This window comes from Streptomyces sp. NPDC111507 (assembly GCF_055638955.1).
Map to the genome: position 1 here is coordinate 669,123 of NZ_JBVKBU010000001.1, position 15,584 is coordinate 684,706.

General features: G+C 70.2%; 14 protein-coding genes. 8 read left to right on the forward strand and 6 right to left on the reverse strand.

Going from position 1 to position 15,584, the window contains the following annotated elements:
- The first annotated feature begins 111 nt into the window (after nt 1–111).
- The 4 genes from ACZ7M2_RS03030 to ACZ7M2_RS03045 all read left to right on the forward strand — a co-directional run bounded on the left by ACZ7M2_RS03030 (nt 112) and on the right by ACZ7M2_RS03045 (nt 3,432).
- Nucleotides 112–657: a DoxX family protein gene (locus ACZ7M2_RS03030; RefSeq protein WP_261684368.1), complete on the forward strand. Its 546-nt coding sequence runs from the start codon at nt 112–114 to the stop codon at nt 655–657.
- 59 nt (nt 658–716) lie between these two features.
- Nucleotides 717–1,049 (forward strand): MazG-like family protein, encoded by a 333-nt coding sequence (locus ACZ7M2_RS03035; protein ID WP_471593879.1) that lies wholly within the window; start codon nt 717–719, stop codon nt 1,047–1,049.
- 103 nt (nt 1,050–1,152) lie between these two features.
- A complete protein-coding gene (locus ACZ7M2_RS03040) occupies nt 1,153–2,547 on the forward strand; it encodes a hypothetical protein (protein ID WP_471593880.1) in 1,395 nt (464 codons plus the stop codon).
- Nucleotides 2,548–2,766: 219 nt separating this feature from the next.
- The gene (locus ACZ7M2_RS03045) at nt 2,767–3,432 is read left to right on the forward strand and encodes a histidine phosphatase family protein (RefSeq protein WP_471593881.1); all 666 of its coding nucleotides are present in this window, start codon (nt 2,767–2,769) and stop codon (nt 3,430–3,432) included.
- 97 nt (nt 3,433–3,529) lie between these two features.
- On the opposite strand, the gene ACZ7M2_RS03050 is transcribed toward ACZ7M2_RS03045, so the two are convergent.
- Nucleotides 3,530–4,567, reverse strand: coding sequence for a LacI family DNA-binding transcriptional regulator (locus ACZ7M2_RS03050; protein WP_352045597.1), 1,038 nt, complete (start codon nt 4,565–4,567; stop codon nt 3,530–3,532).
- Nucleotides 4,568–4,700: 133 nt separating this feature from the next.
- Between ACZ7M2_RS03050 and ACZ7M2_RS03055 the strand changes: the two genes are divergently transcribed.
- Both ACZ7M2_RS03055 and ACZ7M2_RS03060 read left to right on the forward strand, forming a co-directional pair.
- Nucleotides 4,701–5,465 (forward strand): SDR family oxidoreductase, encoded by a 765-nt coding sequence (locus ACZ7M2_RS03055; RefSeq protein ID WP_471593882.1) that lies wholly within the window; start codon nt 4,701–4,703, stop codon nt 5,463–5,465.
- Nucleotides 5,466–5,565: 100 nt separating this feature from the next.
- Nucleotides 5,566–6,570, forward strand: coding sequence for a Gfo/Idh/MocA family protein (locus tag ACZ7M2_RS03060; RefSeq protein ID WP_060897193.1), 1,005 nt, complete (start codon nt 5,566–5,568; stop codon nt 6,568–6,570).
- A gap of 123 nt (nt 6,571–6,693) precedes the next feature.
- On the opposite strand, the gene ACZ7M2_RS03065 is transcribed toward ACZ7M2_RS03060, so the two are convergent.
- On the reverse strand, nt 6,694–7,584 hold the full coding sequence (locus ACZ7M2_RS03065; protein ID WP_471593883.1) for an NmrA family NAD(P)-binding protein: 891 nt from the start codon (nt 7,582–7,584) through the stop codon (nt 6,694–6,696).
- 117 nt (nt 7,585–7,701) lie between these two features.
- Between ACZ7M2_RS03065 and ACZ7M2_RS03070 the strand changes: the two genes are divergently transcribed.
- Nucleotides 7,702–8,532, forward strand: a complete 831-nt coding sequence (locus ACZ7M2_RS03070; protein WP_471593884.1) for a LysR family transcriptional regulator — start codon at nt 7,702–7,704, stop codon at nt 8,530–8,532.
- Between the two features lie 385 nt (nt 8,533–8,917).
- On the opposite strand, the gene ACZ7M2_RS03075 is transcribed toward ACZ7M2_RS03070, so the two are convergent.
- Nucleotides 8,918–9,397 (reverse strand): SRPBCC family protein, encoded by a 480-nt coding sequence (locus ACZ7M2_RS03075; RefSeq protein WP_471593885.1) that lies wholly within the window; start codon nt 9,395–9,397, stop codon nt 8,918–8,920.
- 104 nt (nt 9,398–9,501) lie between these two features.
- Between ACZ7M2_RS03075 and ACZ7M2_RS03080 the strand changes: the two genes are divergently transcribed.
- Nucleotides 9,502–10,212 carry a TetR/AcrR family transcriptional regulator gene (locus ACZ7M2_RS03080; RefSeq protein ID WP_471593886.1) on the forward strand — a complete coding sequence of 237 codons (711 nt, stop codon included), beginning with the start codon at nt 9,502–9,504 and terminating at the stop codon, nt 10,210–10,212.
- Between the two features lie 235 nt (nt 10,213–10,447).
- On the opposite strand, the gene ACZ7M2_RS03085 is transcribed toward ACZ7M2_RS03080, so the two are convergent.
- The 3 genes from ACZ7M2_RS03085 to ACZ7M2_RS03095 form a co-directional block, all read right to left on the reverse strand.
- On the reverse strand, nt 10,448–10,987 hold the full coding sequence (locus ACZ7M2_RS03085; RefSeq protein WP_471593887.1) for an AMIN-like domain-containing (lipo)protein: 540 nt from the start codon (nt 10,985–10,987) through the stop codon (nt 10,448–10,450).
- 823 nt (nt 10,988–11,810) lie between these two features.
- The gene (locus ACZ7M2_RS03090; protein ID WP_471593888.1) at nt 11,811–13,115 is read right to left on the reverse strand and encodes an McrC family protein; all 1,305 of its coding nucleotides are present in this window, start codon (nt 13,113–13,115) and stop codon (nt 11,811–11,813) included.
- An 80-nt stretch (nt 13,116–13,195) separates the two neighbouring features.
- Nucleotides 13,196–15,475, reverse strand: coding sequence for an McrB family protein (locus tag ACZ7M2_RS03095; protein WP_471593889.1), 2,280 nt, complete (start codon nt 15,473–15,475; stop codon nt 13,196–13,198).
- Nucleotides 15,476–15,584 lie beyond the last annotated feature (109 nt).

Consider the following 15,584-nt stretch of genomic DNA (forward strand, 5'->3'; position numbering starts at 1 on the left):
CGCCACCCGAACGACACCCCGAACACGTCGGTCACGCGCCATCGGTGCGACGGTGGAGCCACGGGAGGGACCGTTGACCATTACCGCCGTCCGTCTGCTCTGGGAGCCACCGTGACCTGTTACGACCGAAGCGATCTGGGACTGCTGTTGCTCCGTCTGGGCACGGGCGGAGTGCTGGCCGCGCACGGGACGCAAAAGCTGTTCGGCTGGTTCGGCGGGGGCGGCCTCGAGGGGACCGGGACCGCCATGGAGGCCATGGGCTACACGCCCGGCAAGGCGAGCGCGGTGGCGGCGGGGCTGGCCGAGGCCGGCGGGGGCACCCTGCTGGCGCTGGGCCTCGCGACCCCCGCGGCGGGTGCGGCGGCGGCCGGGGGGATGGTGGGCGCGGCCGCGGTGCATCTGCCCAACGGGTTCTTCGCGATGAACGGCGGCTACGAGCACGCGGCGTCGCTGGCCCTGACGGCGGCGGGCCTCGCGGTGGCGGGCCCCGGCCGCCTCTCGCTGGACCACGCCCTCGGCCACACCGTGAACCGCGGCTGGATGGTCCCCGTGGCACTCGGCGTGACGGCGGCGGCCACGCTGGCCGTGGTGGGCGCCCGGAACAAGAGGGTGCGCGAGGCGGCCGAGGGCAAGCAGGAGGCCCTGTTCGAGGAGTAGGCGCGGGAGCGGGGGTACGTGTGGGCCGGGGCGCACGGCCGGTGCGGGAAGCTTGCCCCATGGCTGATGACGACGTCTGGGAATCCATCGACCGCCTGCACTCCTGGCTGGACGCCCACCGCGCGCACGGCGGCCAGGAGGGCCTGCTGCTGCGCATCCTGAAACTGTCGGAGGAGGTCGGCGAGGTCGCCGAGGCGGTGATCGGCGCGACCGGCCAGAACCCGCGCAAGGGCGCCAGCCACACCTGGGACGACGTACGGTCCGAGCTCTGCGACGTCGTCATCACGGCGCTGATCGCGCTGCGCACGCTGACGCCGGACGCGCGCGAGGTCTTCATGGCCCATCTGACGGGCGTCACGCGGCGGTCGCTCGGGACGGATCCAACTACGTGAGCCGCGCCCGCACTTGTTCACCCCGTGGACGTGTGCGGGCCGTCGGCAGTTGGTGGGGACGGCCGAGCCTTCTCGTCGACATCACGCCGACGAAAGGGTCCCCGTGCAGGACTACCTTCTCCCCCGTGGCCGCAGGACGCTCGCCGTCGCCAGTGGGGTGCTCGCGCTCGCCGTCCTGGGGCTGGGAAGCCAGGCCCGAGCGGCGAGTTACGGGACTCCGACGCTGTCGCTGTCGGCGTCCTATCTGTCCGGCGCGGTGGGGGCGAGCGGGGATCCGGTCGTGAAGGTGACGGTCGCACAGAGCGGCGCGGACGCCGGAGCGCTCACGGTCACGGTGACCAAGAGCAGCAAGACCTCCGTGGCGACCACCGCCGACGTCACGGTCACCGGCACCGGCGCCACCCGCCAGGTCGCCATCGCCGCGCGCGGCCGGGGCTACACCGACCTGACCGTGAAGGTCACCGGCGTGGACGGCACGACCGCCACCAAGACCCTGCACTACGCCGCGTCGGCCGCCGTCCAACAGGCCGCGGACAGCCGGTACTTCACGGGGTCCAGCGACGCCTCCGCCGCCGTGGACGTCGGGGGCGGCTATGCGGTGGTGGCGGACGACGAGTCCAACACCCTGCGGCTGTACGACCGTTCGGCCTCGGGCGCGCCCGTGAAGACCTGGGACTTCAGCTCGAACATCGGTGTCTCGAAGGAGATCGACATCGAGGCCGGCACGCGCGTCGGCGACACGATCTACTGGACGGGCTCGCTGGGCAACAACAAGGACGGCGAGTACAAGTCCGCCCGCAACACCGTCTTCACCACCAAGGTCAGCGGCTCGGGCGCGGCGACCGCGCTGTCGTACGGCGGCTCGTACGGCAAGCTCCGCGACGACCTCGTGGCCTGGGACGAGGCCCACGGCGACCGCTACGGCTTCGCGGCGGGCACCGCCGACGGCCAGGTCCCCAAGCAGATCGACGGGTTCAACGTGGAGGGGCTGGAGTTCGCGCCGGGGTCGACGACGACCGCGTACCTCGGCTTCCGCGCGCCGCTCGCCCCGGCGGTCGCCGGCGGCAAGGCGTTCCTCGTGCCCGTCACGAACATGGACAAGGTGGTGGGCAGCGGCGCCAAGGCCGTCTTCGGGACGCCGATCGAGCTGGACCTCGGCGGCCTCTCCGTGCGCGACCTGCGCAAGAACGCCGCGAACCAGTACCTGATCGTCGCGGGCTCCTGGGCCGCCGACGACAACTCCGACCCGTACGCCCTGTACTCCTGGGACGGCGACCCGGCGCACGCCCCGGTCAAGCGGCTCGACCTGCCCACCTCGGACCCGGGCGGCTGGGAGTCGGTCGTCGACGTCCCGGATCTCACCGTTCCCGGCGCCCGCGCCCAGCTGATCACCGACGACGGCTCCGCCGACCTGTACGGCGACGGCACGGAGGCCAAGGACCTCACCCACCCCGAGTGGAAGAAGTCCCGGGCGACCTGGTTCACGGTCGGCAGCTGAGGCACGGGGCGGGCGGCCGGGGCACGGGGCCACTCCGTCCTGCGGAGGCTGCTCCGTCCTGCGGGGGCTACTCCGTCCTGCGGGGGCTACTCCGTCCTGCGGAGGCGGCTCTTTCCTGCGGGGCAGCTCTTCCCCGCCGGGCGGGTCTGCCCTCCAGGGGGCGGCCCCGACCGCCCGGGCCGCCGCATCCGTCGTAGCGCCGTCTGAGAAGGTGACCGTATGCGCCTGATCCTCATCCGCCACGGCCAGACCCCGTCCAACGTGGCGTTCCTCCTGGACACCGCCGTCCCCGGACCGGGTCTGACCGACCTCGGCGAGAAGCAGGCCGCCGCGCTGCCCCAGACGCTCGCGGACGTGGACATCGACCTGCTGTACGTCTCCACGCTGACCCGCACTCAGCTGACGGCCGCCCCGCTGGCGGCCGCCCGCGGCCTCGAGGTGGTCGTACGCGACGGCATCCGTGAGCTGGAGGCCGGCGACCTGGAGATGATGCGCGGCGACACCGAGGCGGCCAGGACGTACTTCACGACGGCGTTCGCCTGGGTGGCCGGGGACACCGGGCTGCGGATGCCGGGCGGCGAGAACGGCACCGAGGCGCTGGGCCGGTTCGACGCGGTGGTCGCGGAGGCCGCGGCGACCGGCGCGGGCAGCGTCGCCATGGTCAGCCACGGCGCCGCGATCCGGGTGTGGACGGCGGCTCGGGCGCACAACGTCGACATGTCCTTCGCGACCGAGCACCGGCTGGACAACACCGACATCGTGATCCTGGAGGGCTCACCCGAGGAGGGCTGGACGGCGCTGTCCTGGGCGGGCACGGACATCGGCGGCGCGGCGCACGCGCGGGAGAGCGGCCCCGCGGGACAGCCGTTGGGCCCGACCGCATAGACGTCCGCCTGTCCCCCGCGGGCACGGGATCCGTCCCCCCGCAGGTACGGGATCCGTCCCCGGGGATGCGAGATCCGTCCCCGCGGGTACGGGATGCTCACACCGACGGCACGTTGTACGGCGGCATGTTGTACGGCGTCACCACCTGGATCGCCGACGGCAGGAACGGACCCTCGTCCGGCAGCGCCTGCTGGGCCCGCATGATGGTCTGGCAGGCGCGCCGCATGTCCTGGCGCAGGTCGTGGTGGAGCACCGCGGACAGCTTCCCCTCCGCCAGCAGCCGGGTGTTGTCGTGGTCCAGGTCGTGCGCGACGAAGGCCAGCACCCCCCGGCCGAGCGCCGCGAAGGCGTCGATGGTCGCGGTGTTGCCGCCGCCGATGGAGTAGACGGCGTTGATCTCCGGATCCCGCTCCAGAGCCGCCAGGACCAGGGCCCGCTGGGTGGAGTCCAGCCCGTCGCTGTCCGTGACCTCGACCAGTCGGCGTACGGGCCCGCCGCCGCGCATCCCGCTGCGGAAACCCATCTCGCGCTCCTCCTCGTTGCGGAAGGACCCCCGGCTGATCGTGACGAGCACATGCCCCGGACGGTCGGCCAGCCACTGGCGTATCAGGTAGGCGGCGGTGGCTCCGGCGGCCCGGTTGTCGATGCCGACGTACGCCAGCCGCGGGCTGCTGGGCAGATCCGTCACCAGCGTGACCACCGGGATGCCGGCCGCCACCAGCCGGCCGACCGCGGCGGTGACCTCGGGGACCTCCGGGGCCTTGAGGATCACTCCCTGAGAACCGCGCGCGGCGATCCTGTCCAGGTCCTTCACCAGCTCCGCCGCGGGGTCCGTCTCGCGGAAGTGGAACCGTGAGCGGACGATCGCCGGGTGCAGGGACGGCAGTTCGGCCTCCAGGGCGTCGCGTACCGCCGAGGAGAACCGCTCCGGGGTCTGCATCACGATGTCGATCATGAAGGTGCGGCCGCCGATGCGGACCTGGGTGCGCTGCCGGTCCAGGTCCTTGATGGCCTGCTGCACCTCCCGCGCCGTGCTCTCGCGCACGCCGCCTCGATGGTTGAGGACCCGGTCGACCGTCGCCTCGCTCAGGCCGGCCTGCCGGGCGATCTCGCGGATCGTGTACGGATGTCCCATGGCTTCCTTCGCTGCGTCCCGTGATCGAGGAGATCAATGAGGGGTTTTTGATGGTTCTCTGCGGATTGATTGACGGTCCGGGTCTCATGAGACTGGCAGAAATGTCACCGCGCCGGAAGGCGGCAGCACTCTCATGAACCAACTGCTCGAGGACAAGGTCGTCCTCGTCAACGGCGGCAGCCAGGGCGTCGGCGCGGGCATCGTGCGCGCGGCGGTGCGCGAGGGCGCCACGGTCGCCTTCACGGGGCGCCGCACCGAGCTCGGCGAGAGGTTCGCCGCTCGGACCGGCGCCACGTTCGTACGGGCCGATCTGACCGATCCCGCGCAGGCGCGTGGCAGTGTCGAGCAGGTCGTGGCCGCCCACGGGCGGATCGACTGCCTGGTGAACGCGGCCGGGCTGACGTCACGCGGCACGCTCCTGGACACCACGCCGGAACTGTTCGACGCGCACATGGCGATCAACCTGCGGGCACCGTTCTTCGCGATGCAGGCCGCCGTCCAGCATCTGGTGGACCGCGGGGCGCCGGGCACCGTCGTCAACATCATCACGTCCTCCGCGCACGGCGGGCAGTCCTTCCTCGCCCCGTACGTCGCCGCCAAGGCCGGGCTCATGGGCCTCACCCGCAACGCCGCCCACGCGCACCGCTGGGACCGGGTCCGGATCAACGGCCTCAACATCGGCTGGACGGACACCGAGGGCGAGGAGGAGATCCAGCGCGCCTTCCACGGCGCGGGCGACGACTGGCGGGAGAAGGCGGCGAAGACCCAGCCGATGGGCAAGCTGGGCCAGGTCGACGAGATCGCCGACTTCGTCGTCTTCCTGCTCTCCGACCGCAGTGGCGTGGTCACGGGCTCGGTCATCGACTGGGACCAGATCGTCTTCGGCGGCCTCGACTGACCCCCTGACCCCCTGCCCCTCACCGCACCCCCCTCCTCCCTTCTCCCTCCCTCGCCCCTCCCTCGGCGGGCACACCCTCACTGGCTTTAGGAGCAATCTCATGCGTATCGGCATCCTGGGACTGGGCCGGATCGGCGCCTTCCACGCGGCGACCCTCGCCGGGCTCGACGCGGTGGACACCCTGGTCGTCAGCGACCCGGTGGCGGCGGCCACCGCGGCGGCGGTGGAGCGGTTCGGGGCGACGGCGGTGGACTCCCCCGAAGCGGTGCTCGCCGCCGGGGTCGACGGCATCGTCATCGCGGCCGCCACCGACGCGCACCCCGCGCTCATCCTCGCCGCGGTCAAGGCGGGTATCCCGGTCTTCTGCGAGAAGCCGGTGGCGCGGACCGTCGAGGAGAGCCTCGACGTGCTGGAAAGCGTCCGGGACAGCGGTGTCGAGGTGCAGATCGGCTACAACCGGCGTTTCGACGCGGGCTGTGTGGCCGCCCGCAAGGCCGTGGTGAGCGGCGAACTCGGCAAGCTGCACACCGTACGGTCCACCACGCTGGACCCGGCGCCGCCGCCCGCCGCGTACGTCGCGGTCTCCGGGGGCATCTTCCGTGACTGTAGCGTCCACGACTTCGACATCGTGCGGTGGGTCACGGGCCGCGAGGTGGTCGAGGTGTACGCGGCCGGTGGCAACCGGGGTGCCGAGTACATCGCCGAGGCGGGTGACGTCGACACGGCGTCCGCGATCCTCACCCTCGACGACGGCACCATCGCCCTGGTCTCCAACTCCCGCCACAACGCGCGGGGTTACGACGTCCGTCTGGAGCTGCACGGCATGCGCGACAGCATCGCCGTGGGCCTGGAGGACAAGCTGCCGCTGCGTTCCGTCGAGCCGGGCGCCACCTTCCCGGCGGGGCCGCCGCACGACTTCTTCATGGACCGGTTCGCGCCCGCCTACCGCGCCGAACTCACCGCCTTCACGGAGGTCGTCGCGGGCCGCGCCACCTCGCCGTGCACGGTCGCCGACGCCATCGAGGCCGGCTGGATCGCCGAGGCCTGCGCCCTTTCACTGGCCGAGCACCGTCCCGTACGCCTGGAGGAGGTACGCGAGGCCTGACCGCCGGACGCGGCAGGGCCGGACGGCGCGCCCGAAGATTCGGGGCCGCCGTCCGGCCCTCGTGCGTTGCGGCCGTCGTGCGTTGCGGCCGTCGTGCGTCGCGGCCCTCGTGCGTCGCGGCCGTCAGGCGAGAACGGCCGGCTTGAGGATCTCCTCGCACCACTGACGGAAGGTGGTGGGGGTGGTGGCCCCCGGGGTGCGTGGTTCGGCGTTGTCGAGGCCACGGTCCTTGGCCGTCGCCATGTCCGCCATGCCCTGCGCCATCGCCTCGGACATCCCCCGCTGCGTCAGCGAGTTCCTGAACGACTCGACGGGGACGTACTGGAACCGCACCGGCTTCCCCAGCACCTCGGACATGATCCGCGCCATGTCCTCGAAGGACAGGTCCTCGGGCCCGAGCACCGGGACCTCGCCCTGCCCGCTCCAGGAGTGGTCGAGCAACAGCCCGGCGGCCACGGCGGCGATGTCACGGGTGGCACAGGTCGGCGCCTTGAGGTCCCCGGCGACAGGCTGGAAGAACACACCCTGGTCCTTGATGGCCTCGGCCTGACGCAGCAGGTTGTCCATGAACGAGGGCAGCGTCAGCGCCCGGTAACCCACGCCCGTACCCGCGATCAGGTCGTCCATCGCCAGGGACGCCGACACCAGCCCGGCGTTCCCGGGCACCCCACGCCCCAGGGCCGAGATCCCCACGACCCGCTCGACCCCCTGCCTCTTGAAGGCCTCGCACGCGGGCCGGCTGAACTCCACATAGACGTCCTCGACCCGCTCGGCCCGCGGGTTGGGCGGCACCAGCCAGAAGACGCTGTCCGCTCCGGCGAACGCCGCCTCGACGACATCGGGGTCGCCGTGCGAGCCGGTCACGACCTCGACCCGCTCGCGTACCCGCGGCGAGAGCCGGGCGGGATCGCGCGCGATCACCCGGACCGGTTCACCGCCGCCGAGGGAGTCGGCCAGGACGATGTCGAGGACCTGGCGGCCGATCTGTCCGGTGGGCGCAGTAATGACGATCACGAAAGGAACCTCCTGACAACCGGCGAACGGGCTGCCCGAACACCGTGCCCCGTCACTCTGCGCTCGCCCGACGTCACGCGTCCAATACCTCTTCGGGCACATTGATACCCTCAGGGCATGGATCTGGACCTGCGCAAACTGCGGTACTTCACGGCCGTCGCGCAGCACGAGCACTTCGGCCGCGCCGCCGCGCAACTGCACATCGCACAGCCGGTGTTGAGCCGTCAGATCCGCGCACTGGAACAGGAGTTGGGCTGCACGCTGCTGGTGCGTACGACCCGCAGCGTGCGTCTGACCCCGGCCGGCCGGCAACTCTACGAAGACGCGCCGGGCGTACTCGCCGCCGCGCAGGCCGCGACCCGCCGGGTGCACGGCGCCGCCCGCGCCGACCGTCTGGTCGTCGGCTTCGCCCCCGGCCTCAGCGTCTCCCTCGCGGTCCGCGCGTTCACCCGGACCCACCCCGACGTCGAGATCGAACTGCTCCACCTGAACTGGTACGAGAAGGGCGAGGCGCTCCGGGACGGCCGGGCCGACATCGGCTTCCTGCGCCACCCCTTCGACACGAACGGGCTCCGCACCGTCCCGCTGGGCAGCGAACCGAAGGTCGTATGCCTGCCCACCACGCACCCCCTGGCGTCCCGCCGCCGACTGACCCTGGCCGCCCTAGACGGCGAGACGATCCTCGACTTCCACGCGCGCCGCACCGCGACGGTGGAGGAGAAACTCGAACTCATCGCGGCCGGACAGGGCATCGCCCTACTCCCACGCAGCGTCGCCCGCTCCTACTCACGCCCCGACCTCGTACACCGCCCGGTGACCGACGTCCCACCGACCGAGACCTGCCTCGCCGTACTCGACGGCCGCCGCGACGGGCACGTGCACGACTTCCTGACCACGGCGACACACGCCCTTGGGCCGGACGGACTGAGATCCATCCAGGACAAGTAGGGCTTTTGCCCGGCGGCGACGCCGTCGCCTGCCTCGGCGGTAGAGGGCGTCTGAGAAGCCCGTCAGCGGGGCATACGGGCAGACAGCGGGGGTGGCGGCTTTCTTGCGTTGGCCTGCAGGCTGAAGCTTTCCTCCCGCAGCGGCGACATCCGACGCAGGTCAGAGGCTCTTTCTCAGGAAAGCCGCAGGTAGCGGCAGACGAGTCGGGCTGTACACCGGGGAGAGCCACCGCAACACCATGACCTGCGCAAACGCACAGGGAGGGCGCTTCTGCGGCTACCCGATGGCTACGTGCGACAACATCGCACCCTGCGGCGGTCCGGACGGGACTTCGTCGCTCCTGGGGTCGGATGATCTGCTCGATCTGCCTTGTGGTCGGCAGCCGTCAGTTCTTTCGCCTGGGACTGCTGCCGGGGTGGAGCCTGCCTGCTTCGTCGAGGTCGTTGAGCACCGCGGGCAATCCGACGCGCAGCATCTTGCGCCGGACGTGGCCCAGGATCTGGGCCATGAAGAACCCGCCGGTTCCTGTGAAGCCCGTATGGTCGTAAGTGAAGCGCGTTCCCGTGGCATGGGGCTCGATCAGGTAGGCGACCTCCGTGGTCTCACCGCCGCCGCGGTCGGTCCACGAATAACGCAACAGTCGCGGCTCGTCCAACTCCAGCACGACGCAGTCGACGATGCCGCTCCAGCCCGGCTTCGGCTTCGCGACGAACCGGAACTCGGTGCCGACGGTGGTGGCGAATCCTTCCGGTCGCGCCCCGGCGCCGGTCGCGGTCCACAGGGGGATGAGCGCCGGGTTGGTGACGGCGCGCCAGACCTTCGCGGGGGAATGCGGGTAGTCGCGGACGATATGGATGGCGCTCACGGGGCTCCCAGGGTGGTGTGGACGTCTGGCCGGAGAATAATTTTACAGCGACTGAAAAGATACAGTAGCAGTAAGAATCTCTTCGCTGGACTACGCTGTCCCGCGTGAGCACGGTGGACTGGACGGGATGGCGCAGACAGGTCGGGGAGCCCAAGGCCGAGGGGTTGCGGGAGCGGAAGAAGCGGCTGATGCGGCAGCGCCTGTCGGACACCGCGACCGAGATGTTCCTGGAGCACGGTTTCGACGGCGTTCGCGTAGCAGAGATCGCCGAGGCGTGCGGTGTCTCGGAGAAGACGGTCTTCAACTACTTCCCCACCAAGGAATCGCTCGTCCTGGACCTCGGTGAGAACACGATGACCGCCCTGCGTACCGACCTGGCCCTCCCCGGCCGCTCTCCGGTCGAAGCGGTGCTGGGGATCCTCTCCGGCGAACTGCGCGGCCTGGTGTCCTGGATCGCCGCACAGGACGACCCGGTCCAGGCCGCCGCCATGATCAGACGCTTCCGCGAACTGACCCGGTCCACGCCCTCGCTGCGGGCCTATCACCACGACATGACCGACCGACTCATCCGCGTCGCGGCCGGTGCGCTGGCCCAGCGCACCGGGATGAGCCCCGATGATCCCGAGCCGCAGATCGCGGCAACGGCCCTGCTCGGGCTGTGGCCCATCCAGTTCCGGAGTCTGGGCAAGCACCTGGAGGGCGTCCGCGCACCTGAGCAGGTGCACAAGGCGGTGACCGCCGACGTCCGCCGCGCGGCCAGGCTCATCGAGGCCGGTCTGGTCTCGTTCAAGGCCCTGGGAGAACCGACTCGTTGACACGCCCAGCCACGCCCCCACCCGGGAGGGCGGGGAGCGAACGCGGGCATCTCCGGGAACCCGCGAGCAAGAGGTGGGGTCTTTCAAAGTTGTCAAGGAGTCCGAACACCGCGATCCCCACGGAGGCAGCCAGGTGCGCTACCGGCGATCCTTGCTGCCGGCCGACCTGTTTCATCGTGCCGGGTGGAGCAGGGCCGGGGGCACATCAGCGAAACGCGCGCCCGGCCGCACGGGGTCACCAGGTGTGAGCCACGTCCACTACGAGATGGTTGGCCGTCTGGAAGACCCGGAACGGCAGCCGGGCGCGGACGCCCAGTCCCGCTTGGGTGTAGCCCTCGGAGCCACCAGTGAACTTGAACTCCCGGAACGTCCGGTACCCGGTGACGTTGACGGACGGAAGCGGCGGGTAGGGCTTCCCGGTCGCCGGGTCGTAGCGCGGGGAGAACAGCGAGATCTCCAGAATGGCTCCGCCCTTGATCGGAACCACGACGTCGCTCGGGTCCTGGTGCAGTACGTCGACATAGCGGACGGTGTAGCCGATGGGGTCGGCCGCCGTGCCCTGGGCGTCGAAGACCAGACGGTCGAAGCACTCGTGCTGTCCGGTCCTCACGTCGGCCAGTCGCCTGGAGGCAACGGAGTCACCGGTCTTGTCCAGGCTCCCCCACGTCACGGCACAGTCCACGGCCGTCGGCGCGGCCACCGCCGGAACCGTGCCGGCCAACAGGCCGCCGCCCGCCAGCATCATCGCGGCCAGTGCAGTACCTATCCGTCGCATGACTACCCCCCAGTAGCTCGCGTAGGTGTGTGCCTGTTTAGACCGGCGGCCTTCCGGAAGGTTGCGCGTCGTGGAGCAGTCCATCGCGGCACAGGGGCCCTTCCAGCACCAGGTGCCCCGTGAGACCACAGCGCTTTCCGCGTACGCCGACGCCTGGTGCTGTTCTTCCTGAAGGGGCGGCTACTCGCCCTGGTGGGAGTCGGTGGTGTACAGGTTGAACGGAAAGGCACGCAGTTGCGTCTCCGTTCAAGCCACCAGCCCACGCGCTCGCCGCGCGCAGCAGCGCGACGGGCGACGCCACCTACTGGCGGCCCCGGAAGAGCATCGCCACCGACCTGCTGGCAGCCGATGGGACCGCCCAGAGGGGCGATGCCACGTCCTCGACCGGGCTACTCAAACTGCTCTATCAGGAACTGGCCAAGAAACCGGGCGGCAGCGTCACGCTCGGTCAGCCGGCCAACGGACACTCCGTAGATGCGACCGTGCAGAACTCGACGGTAACGCGACCGCGGTGCTTTTGACGCAGGCCCTGACAACAGCAGCGATGCGGCACGCCATCTACGACTGATGCTGCGTCGCACGAAGCTGGTGAACAACAGCCCCGGCGGTGGCGACGCGGTGCGCTACGCCGCTTGCAAGCTCTACGACCTGGCCCAAGGCTGACTCAACGGCGATGGGCCTGATCGGCGCGCTCGGGGCCGGAAGGATCGGACGTCATCATCCGCTCATACTCCCCGTCTGGCAGGTACCGCCACTATGTCGTGTCCGAATCCGGCAGGGTGCCATGCCCGAAGGAGTCACTGCATAGGGTCTGTTCCCACGCTCACATTCCAGCCCTCGTACGGGGCCGTGGAGTTGTGGTCCGAGCTGCCGCGATCGTCCTCGCGAGGTTGTCGATGCGTGCCGTGAGCGCCTGGGGCGGCAGAGACAGGTCCACCACATGCTGGTACAGCATGATCGCACCGCCAGGAACCGGGACGCGTATCCCCGTGCCGTCCTCGTGCCCCGCGACGGATACGAGATGTCCTTCGGACAGCCCGAAGCAGGTGCAGTACGCCAACATCTGGTAGAGATTGGCCCGCTTGACGCCGTCCTGGTACTTGGCGTCCACGAGGATGGCCGGGTGCAGGGACCCGTCCTCGCCAGGCAGTTTGTGCACGAGGTCGGGCAGGAGGGGGTACTCGCTCCGGTCGTCCAGGAAGTGTGTGTTCGCCTGGGCCTGGAAGCGCCCTCCAATCTGCCGTTCCAGAGCGGACCCGAGGGCCTTCGCGAGGAACTCCTCGAAGGCTTTCTCCATGTTGAGGAGGAGGCCGTCCACCCTGACCGGCCGGCCATCGATGTATTCGAATGAAGCGCCCTTGAGGATGATCTCGGCGAGGCGCAGCGCCGGGATGTAGTGGGCGTTGAGTCTGCTGGCGGTCCAGGCCGATACGGGAGCTCCGAGCACCGGTGCGGTCACGCCGTCCAACAGGGCGTCCAACCGCCGGAGTCTGGCACGGTCCTGCGGCTGCACTTCCGGAAGCCTGGTGAGGCGACGGGCCGCACCAAGCAGCAGTTGGTTCTCGGGGATGTCAGGGGTGTGTTCGTCGTACGAGATCTCCAGCGGAAGGGCGAGACCCGGGCGGCTGCGGAGCTGGGCGGCTGCGCGTAGCCGCCCGCGCAGCATCATCGAGGTGTCCTCGCGGCCCCGGTATCCGGACAGCGGGCCGCGACGGAGTGCCTGTTCGGCTGCTCGGGCGAAAGTGTGGGCGATCGCCGGGAACAGTTCGTTCCGTACGGCCGCGTCGACCGGGTCGGGCTGCCAGCGCGCCCAGCGCGGCGCGTAGGCCAGCAAATACAGGAGCCGGTCCACCGTGACCTTCGGGGCGATACGCAGCTGGACGGCGCCCTCGGCCGTGCCGAGTCGGACCGCACCGACCGTCCGTCTGGCCCTCAGCTCCCAGCGGGAACGGTCTGCGCCCCGGACGGCTGGACGAACCTCGATGAGTTTGCGGGCATCCTCGGAGCTGAGCGTGTCCACCTGTGCGGCGGTCAGGGCCCAGGCACTCCATCCGCCGCCCTCCGCCACATCGATGGGGAAGGGGACCCGACCGCGCCGAGCCGTTGTCACACCAGCGGTGCGTGGCACGGCCTGGACGGGGGCGCCGACAGACGCTGTGGGAACGGCCCGCACCGCGGTGAAGGGCCGCTGCCGCCCGCTGGCCTCCATCACTCAGCGGCCCCTCGCGCCGCCGGAACACCCTCGCCCGGCCCCTCCTCAGCGGCCGGGGCAGCGGTTGGTGCGCCGAGTCCGAGCTCCTCCCGCAGCCCCTCCAGGCCGTACTCGGACGACACGTCGACATCGTCCCCCCAGTGGAGCTCCTTGAGCAGGGGCAGGATCTGGTGGCGCCAGACCCGATCCAGACCTTTGGGGTGGGTGTGCACCGGCGTGCGCATGAAGTAGGACGGGCCAATCCTGAAGTCGCGGTCGTCGAGCCGGGACCGCTCGATGCGGCTGTTGAGGGCGTCGAGAAGACGAGCGGCGTCCTGCGGGAACTGCTTCTTCGCCAGCCAGTCGGCGAGAACGGTATCCACCGGCCTCTCGGACGGGTGCAGTTCCATGAAGGAGAAACGCCGGCGCATTGCCGCGTCCATGAGAGCGATCGAACGGTCCGTCGTGTTCATCGTGCCGAGGATGACCAGGTTGCGCGGCAGCCTGAAGCGGCGCCCCTTGTCGGAGCCGTACAGCAAGTGCACGAACTCACGGCGGTATTCGAGGAGGAAGTACAGCTCGCCGAAGACTTTGGCGAGATGGCCACGGTTGATCTCATCAATGACCAGGACGAAGTTCTCCCCGGGGTTGTCATCGGCCTTCTCGGCGAGGTTCTTGAGGGGGCCCGGGACCAGATCGAAAACGATGCCGGATCCGGCATCTGAGAGACCCTTTCCAGCAGGTCCTCCCGTCACGGCCTTCGGGCCGCTCCCGCCCCGGGTTTCCTCCGGTGCGAGAGGGACCGCGCGCGGGCGGAAGCCCTCGAAGAAGTCCTCGTACGAATAGGCCGGATGGAACTGCACCAGCTGGACGTTGGCCGACCGGCCCGCCGTGAGGTGGCGGGCCAGGGCGAGGGCCGCGAAGGTCTTTCCGGTGCCCGGCGGTCCGTGCAGGATCAGCTGGGGCCGGTCACGAAGCAGTTCCACGCAGTCCTGGAGCCATTCGGTGTCGCGCATGGTCAGTTCGTCGGCCAGCTCCGGTGTGGCGTCGGGCAGTTCGGCGGCGTCGACCGCACCCGTGGGGGTTTGCTCGGGGTCCTCGTCGAGAAAGACTTCGAGGTCGCCGGTGAACTCGGAGAGTTCGAGCAGGCCGGAGTTCGGGCTGCCCAGCGGGCCGGTGAGTGCCTCGGGCAGGTCGTCCATGGTGAGCGGGCTGTCCAGATTCCTCCAGTCAACCGCCCTCTGCAGAACGGTCCCGTCTCCCGTGACGGTCGACACGGCCGGGCCCCTGACCTCGCCGAGGTAGATCTGGTCGCCATCGGTGGTGACCACGATGTCGCCCTCCCTCATCCGGGACAGGAAGGCATGGAAGGCGGTGGCCGTTTCGGTGCGCCGGGACTGGCTGAGATCGGTGTAGTACAGGTCGACGACCTGGCGCACGTGCTCCGGTTCATCCCCCTCGGCCAGTCCGGGAAGCCGGTCCGCCGAGAGCGTGCAGACGCCCTTCTCCCGCCACAGCGAGCGGATCAGCGTCGCTCCCCTCCCATCGGTTCCGCGGATGAGCCAGGCCCGCCGGCGCGGCTTGTCCTCCGGGGCCGCGGCCTTGAGCTCCTGAGGCACGAGGTCCTGAAGCTCCTCCCCCCGAATTCTCTTCGTGAGCAGTGCGCGCACCGCATGCGCCCCGGAGGCCGCCGGGTCATAGACCCGACTCTCCTCAAGGAGCGTGCGCCAGTCGTCGTACTCGCCCTCTGCCAGACCGAGTTGCTCGGGAACTTCCCCGTCCGCTCCCAGAGCGAGATGCCAGCCGGTCGGGCGATGACTCTGGAGCCACGCCCGCAACGGCTCCTCCTCCAGACCGACAGCCCGCGCCAGGTCGGCGATCTCCACCCACTGGTTGGCGTCCGGCAACGTCTCCAGGATCTCCGCCGCCCGGTCGAAGGCCGCGCGCTCGGTACTCCAGTATCCGTATCGCTCGTACGCGCGGGTCAGGAGCGCCGCCGGATCGCCCTCGTACGCCAGGAACGCCTGACGCCCCGGGCCGGTCAGCCTCCACGTCCGGCCCGTCTTGCGCAGCCAGCCCGCCTTGCCGAGGTTGATGCTCTCGTACCGCAGCTTGGTCCTGATCGTGGTCGACAGGTCCGGAAAGGCCTCCTCCCAGTCCGCCTTCAGCGACGGGTCCAGCTCCTGCACCCGCTCCCACACCTCTCGGAACGCCAGCCCGTGGCCTTTCGGCAGCTTGGCGAGCACCAGCATGGCGCCGTGCACCGCACGCGCGTTCAACTCGAAGACCACGGTCATGACATCCCCCAGCCTCTCCGTACTCGCCCCATCCCGGCGCATACGCCCCGGTCACAGGCCGATCAACTCCAGCGCCACCAACATAGCGGCGACCACTGACAATCCGGCG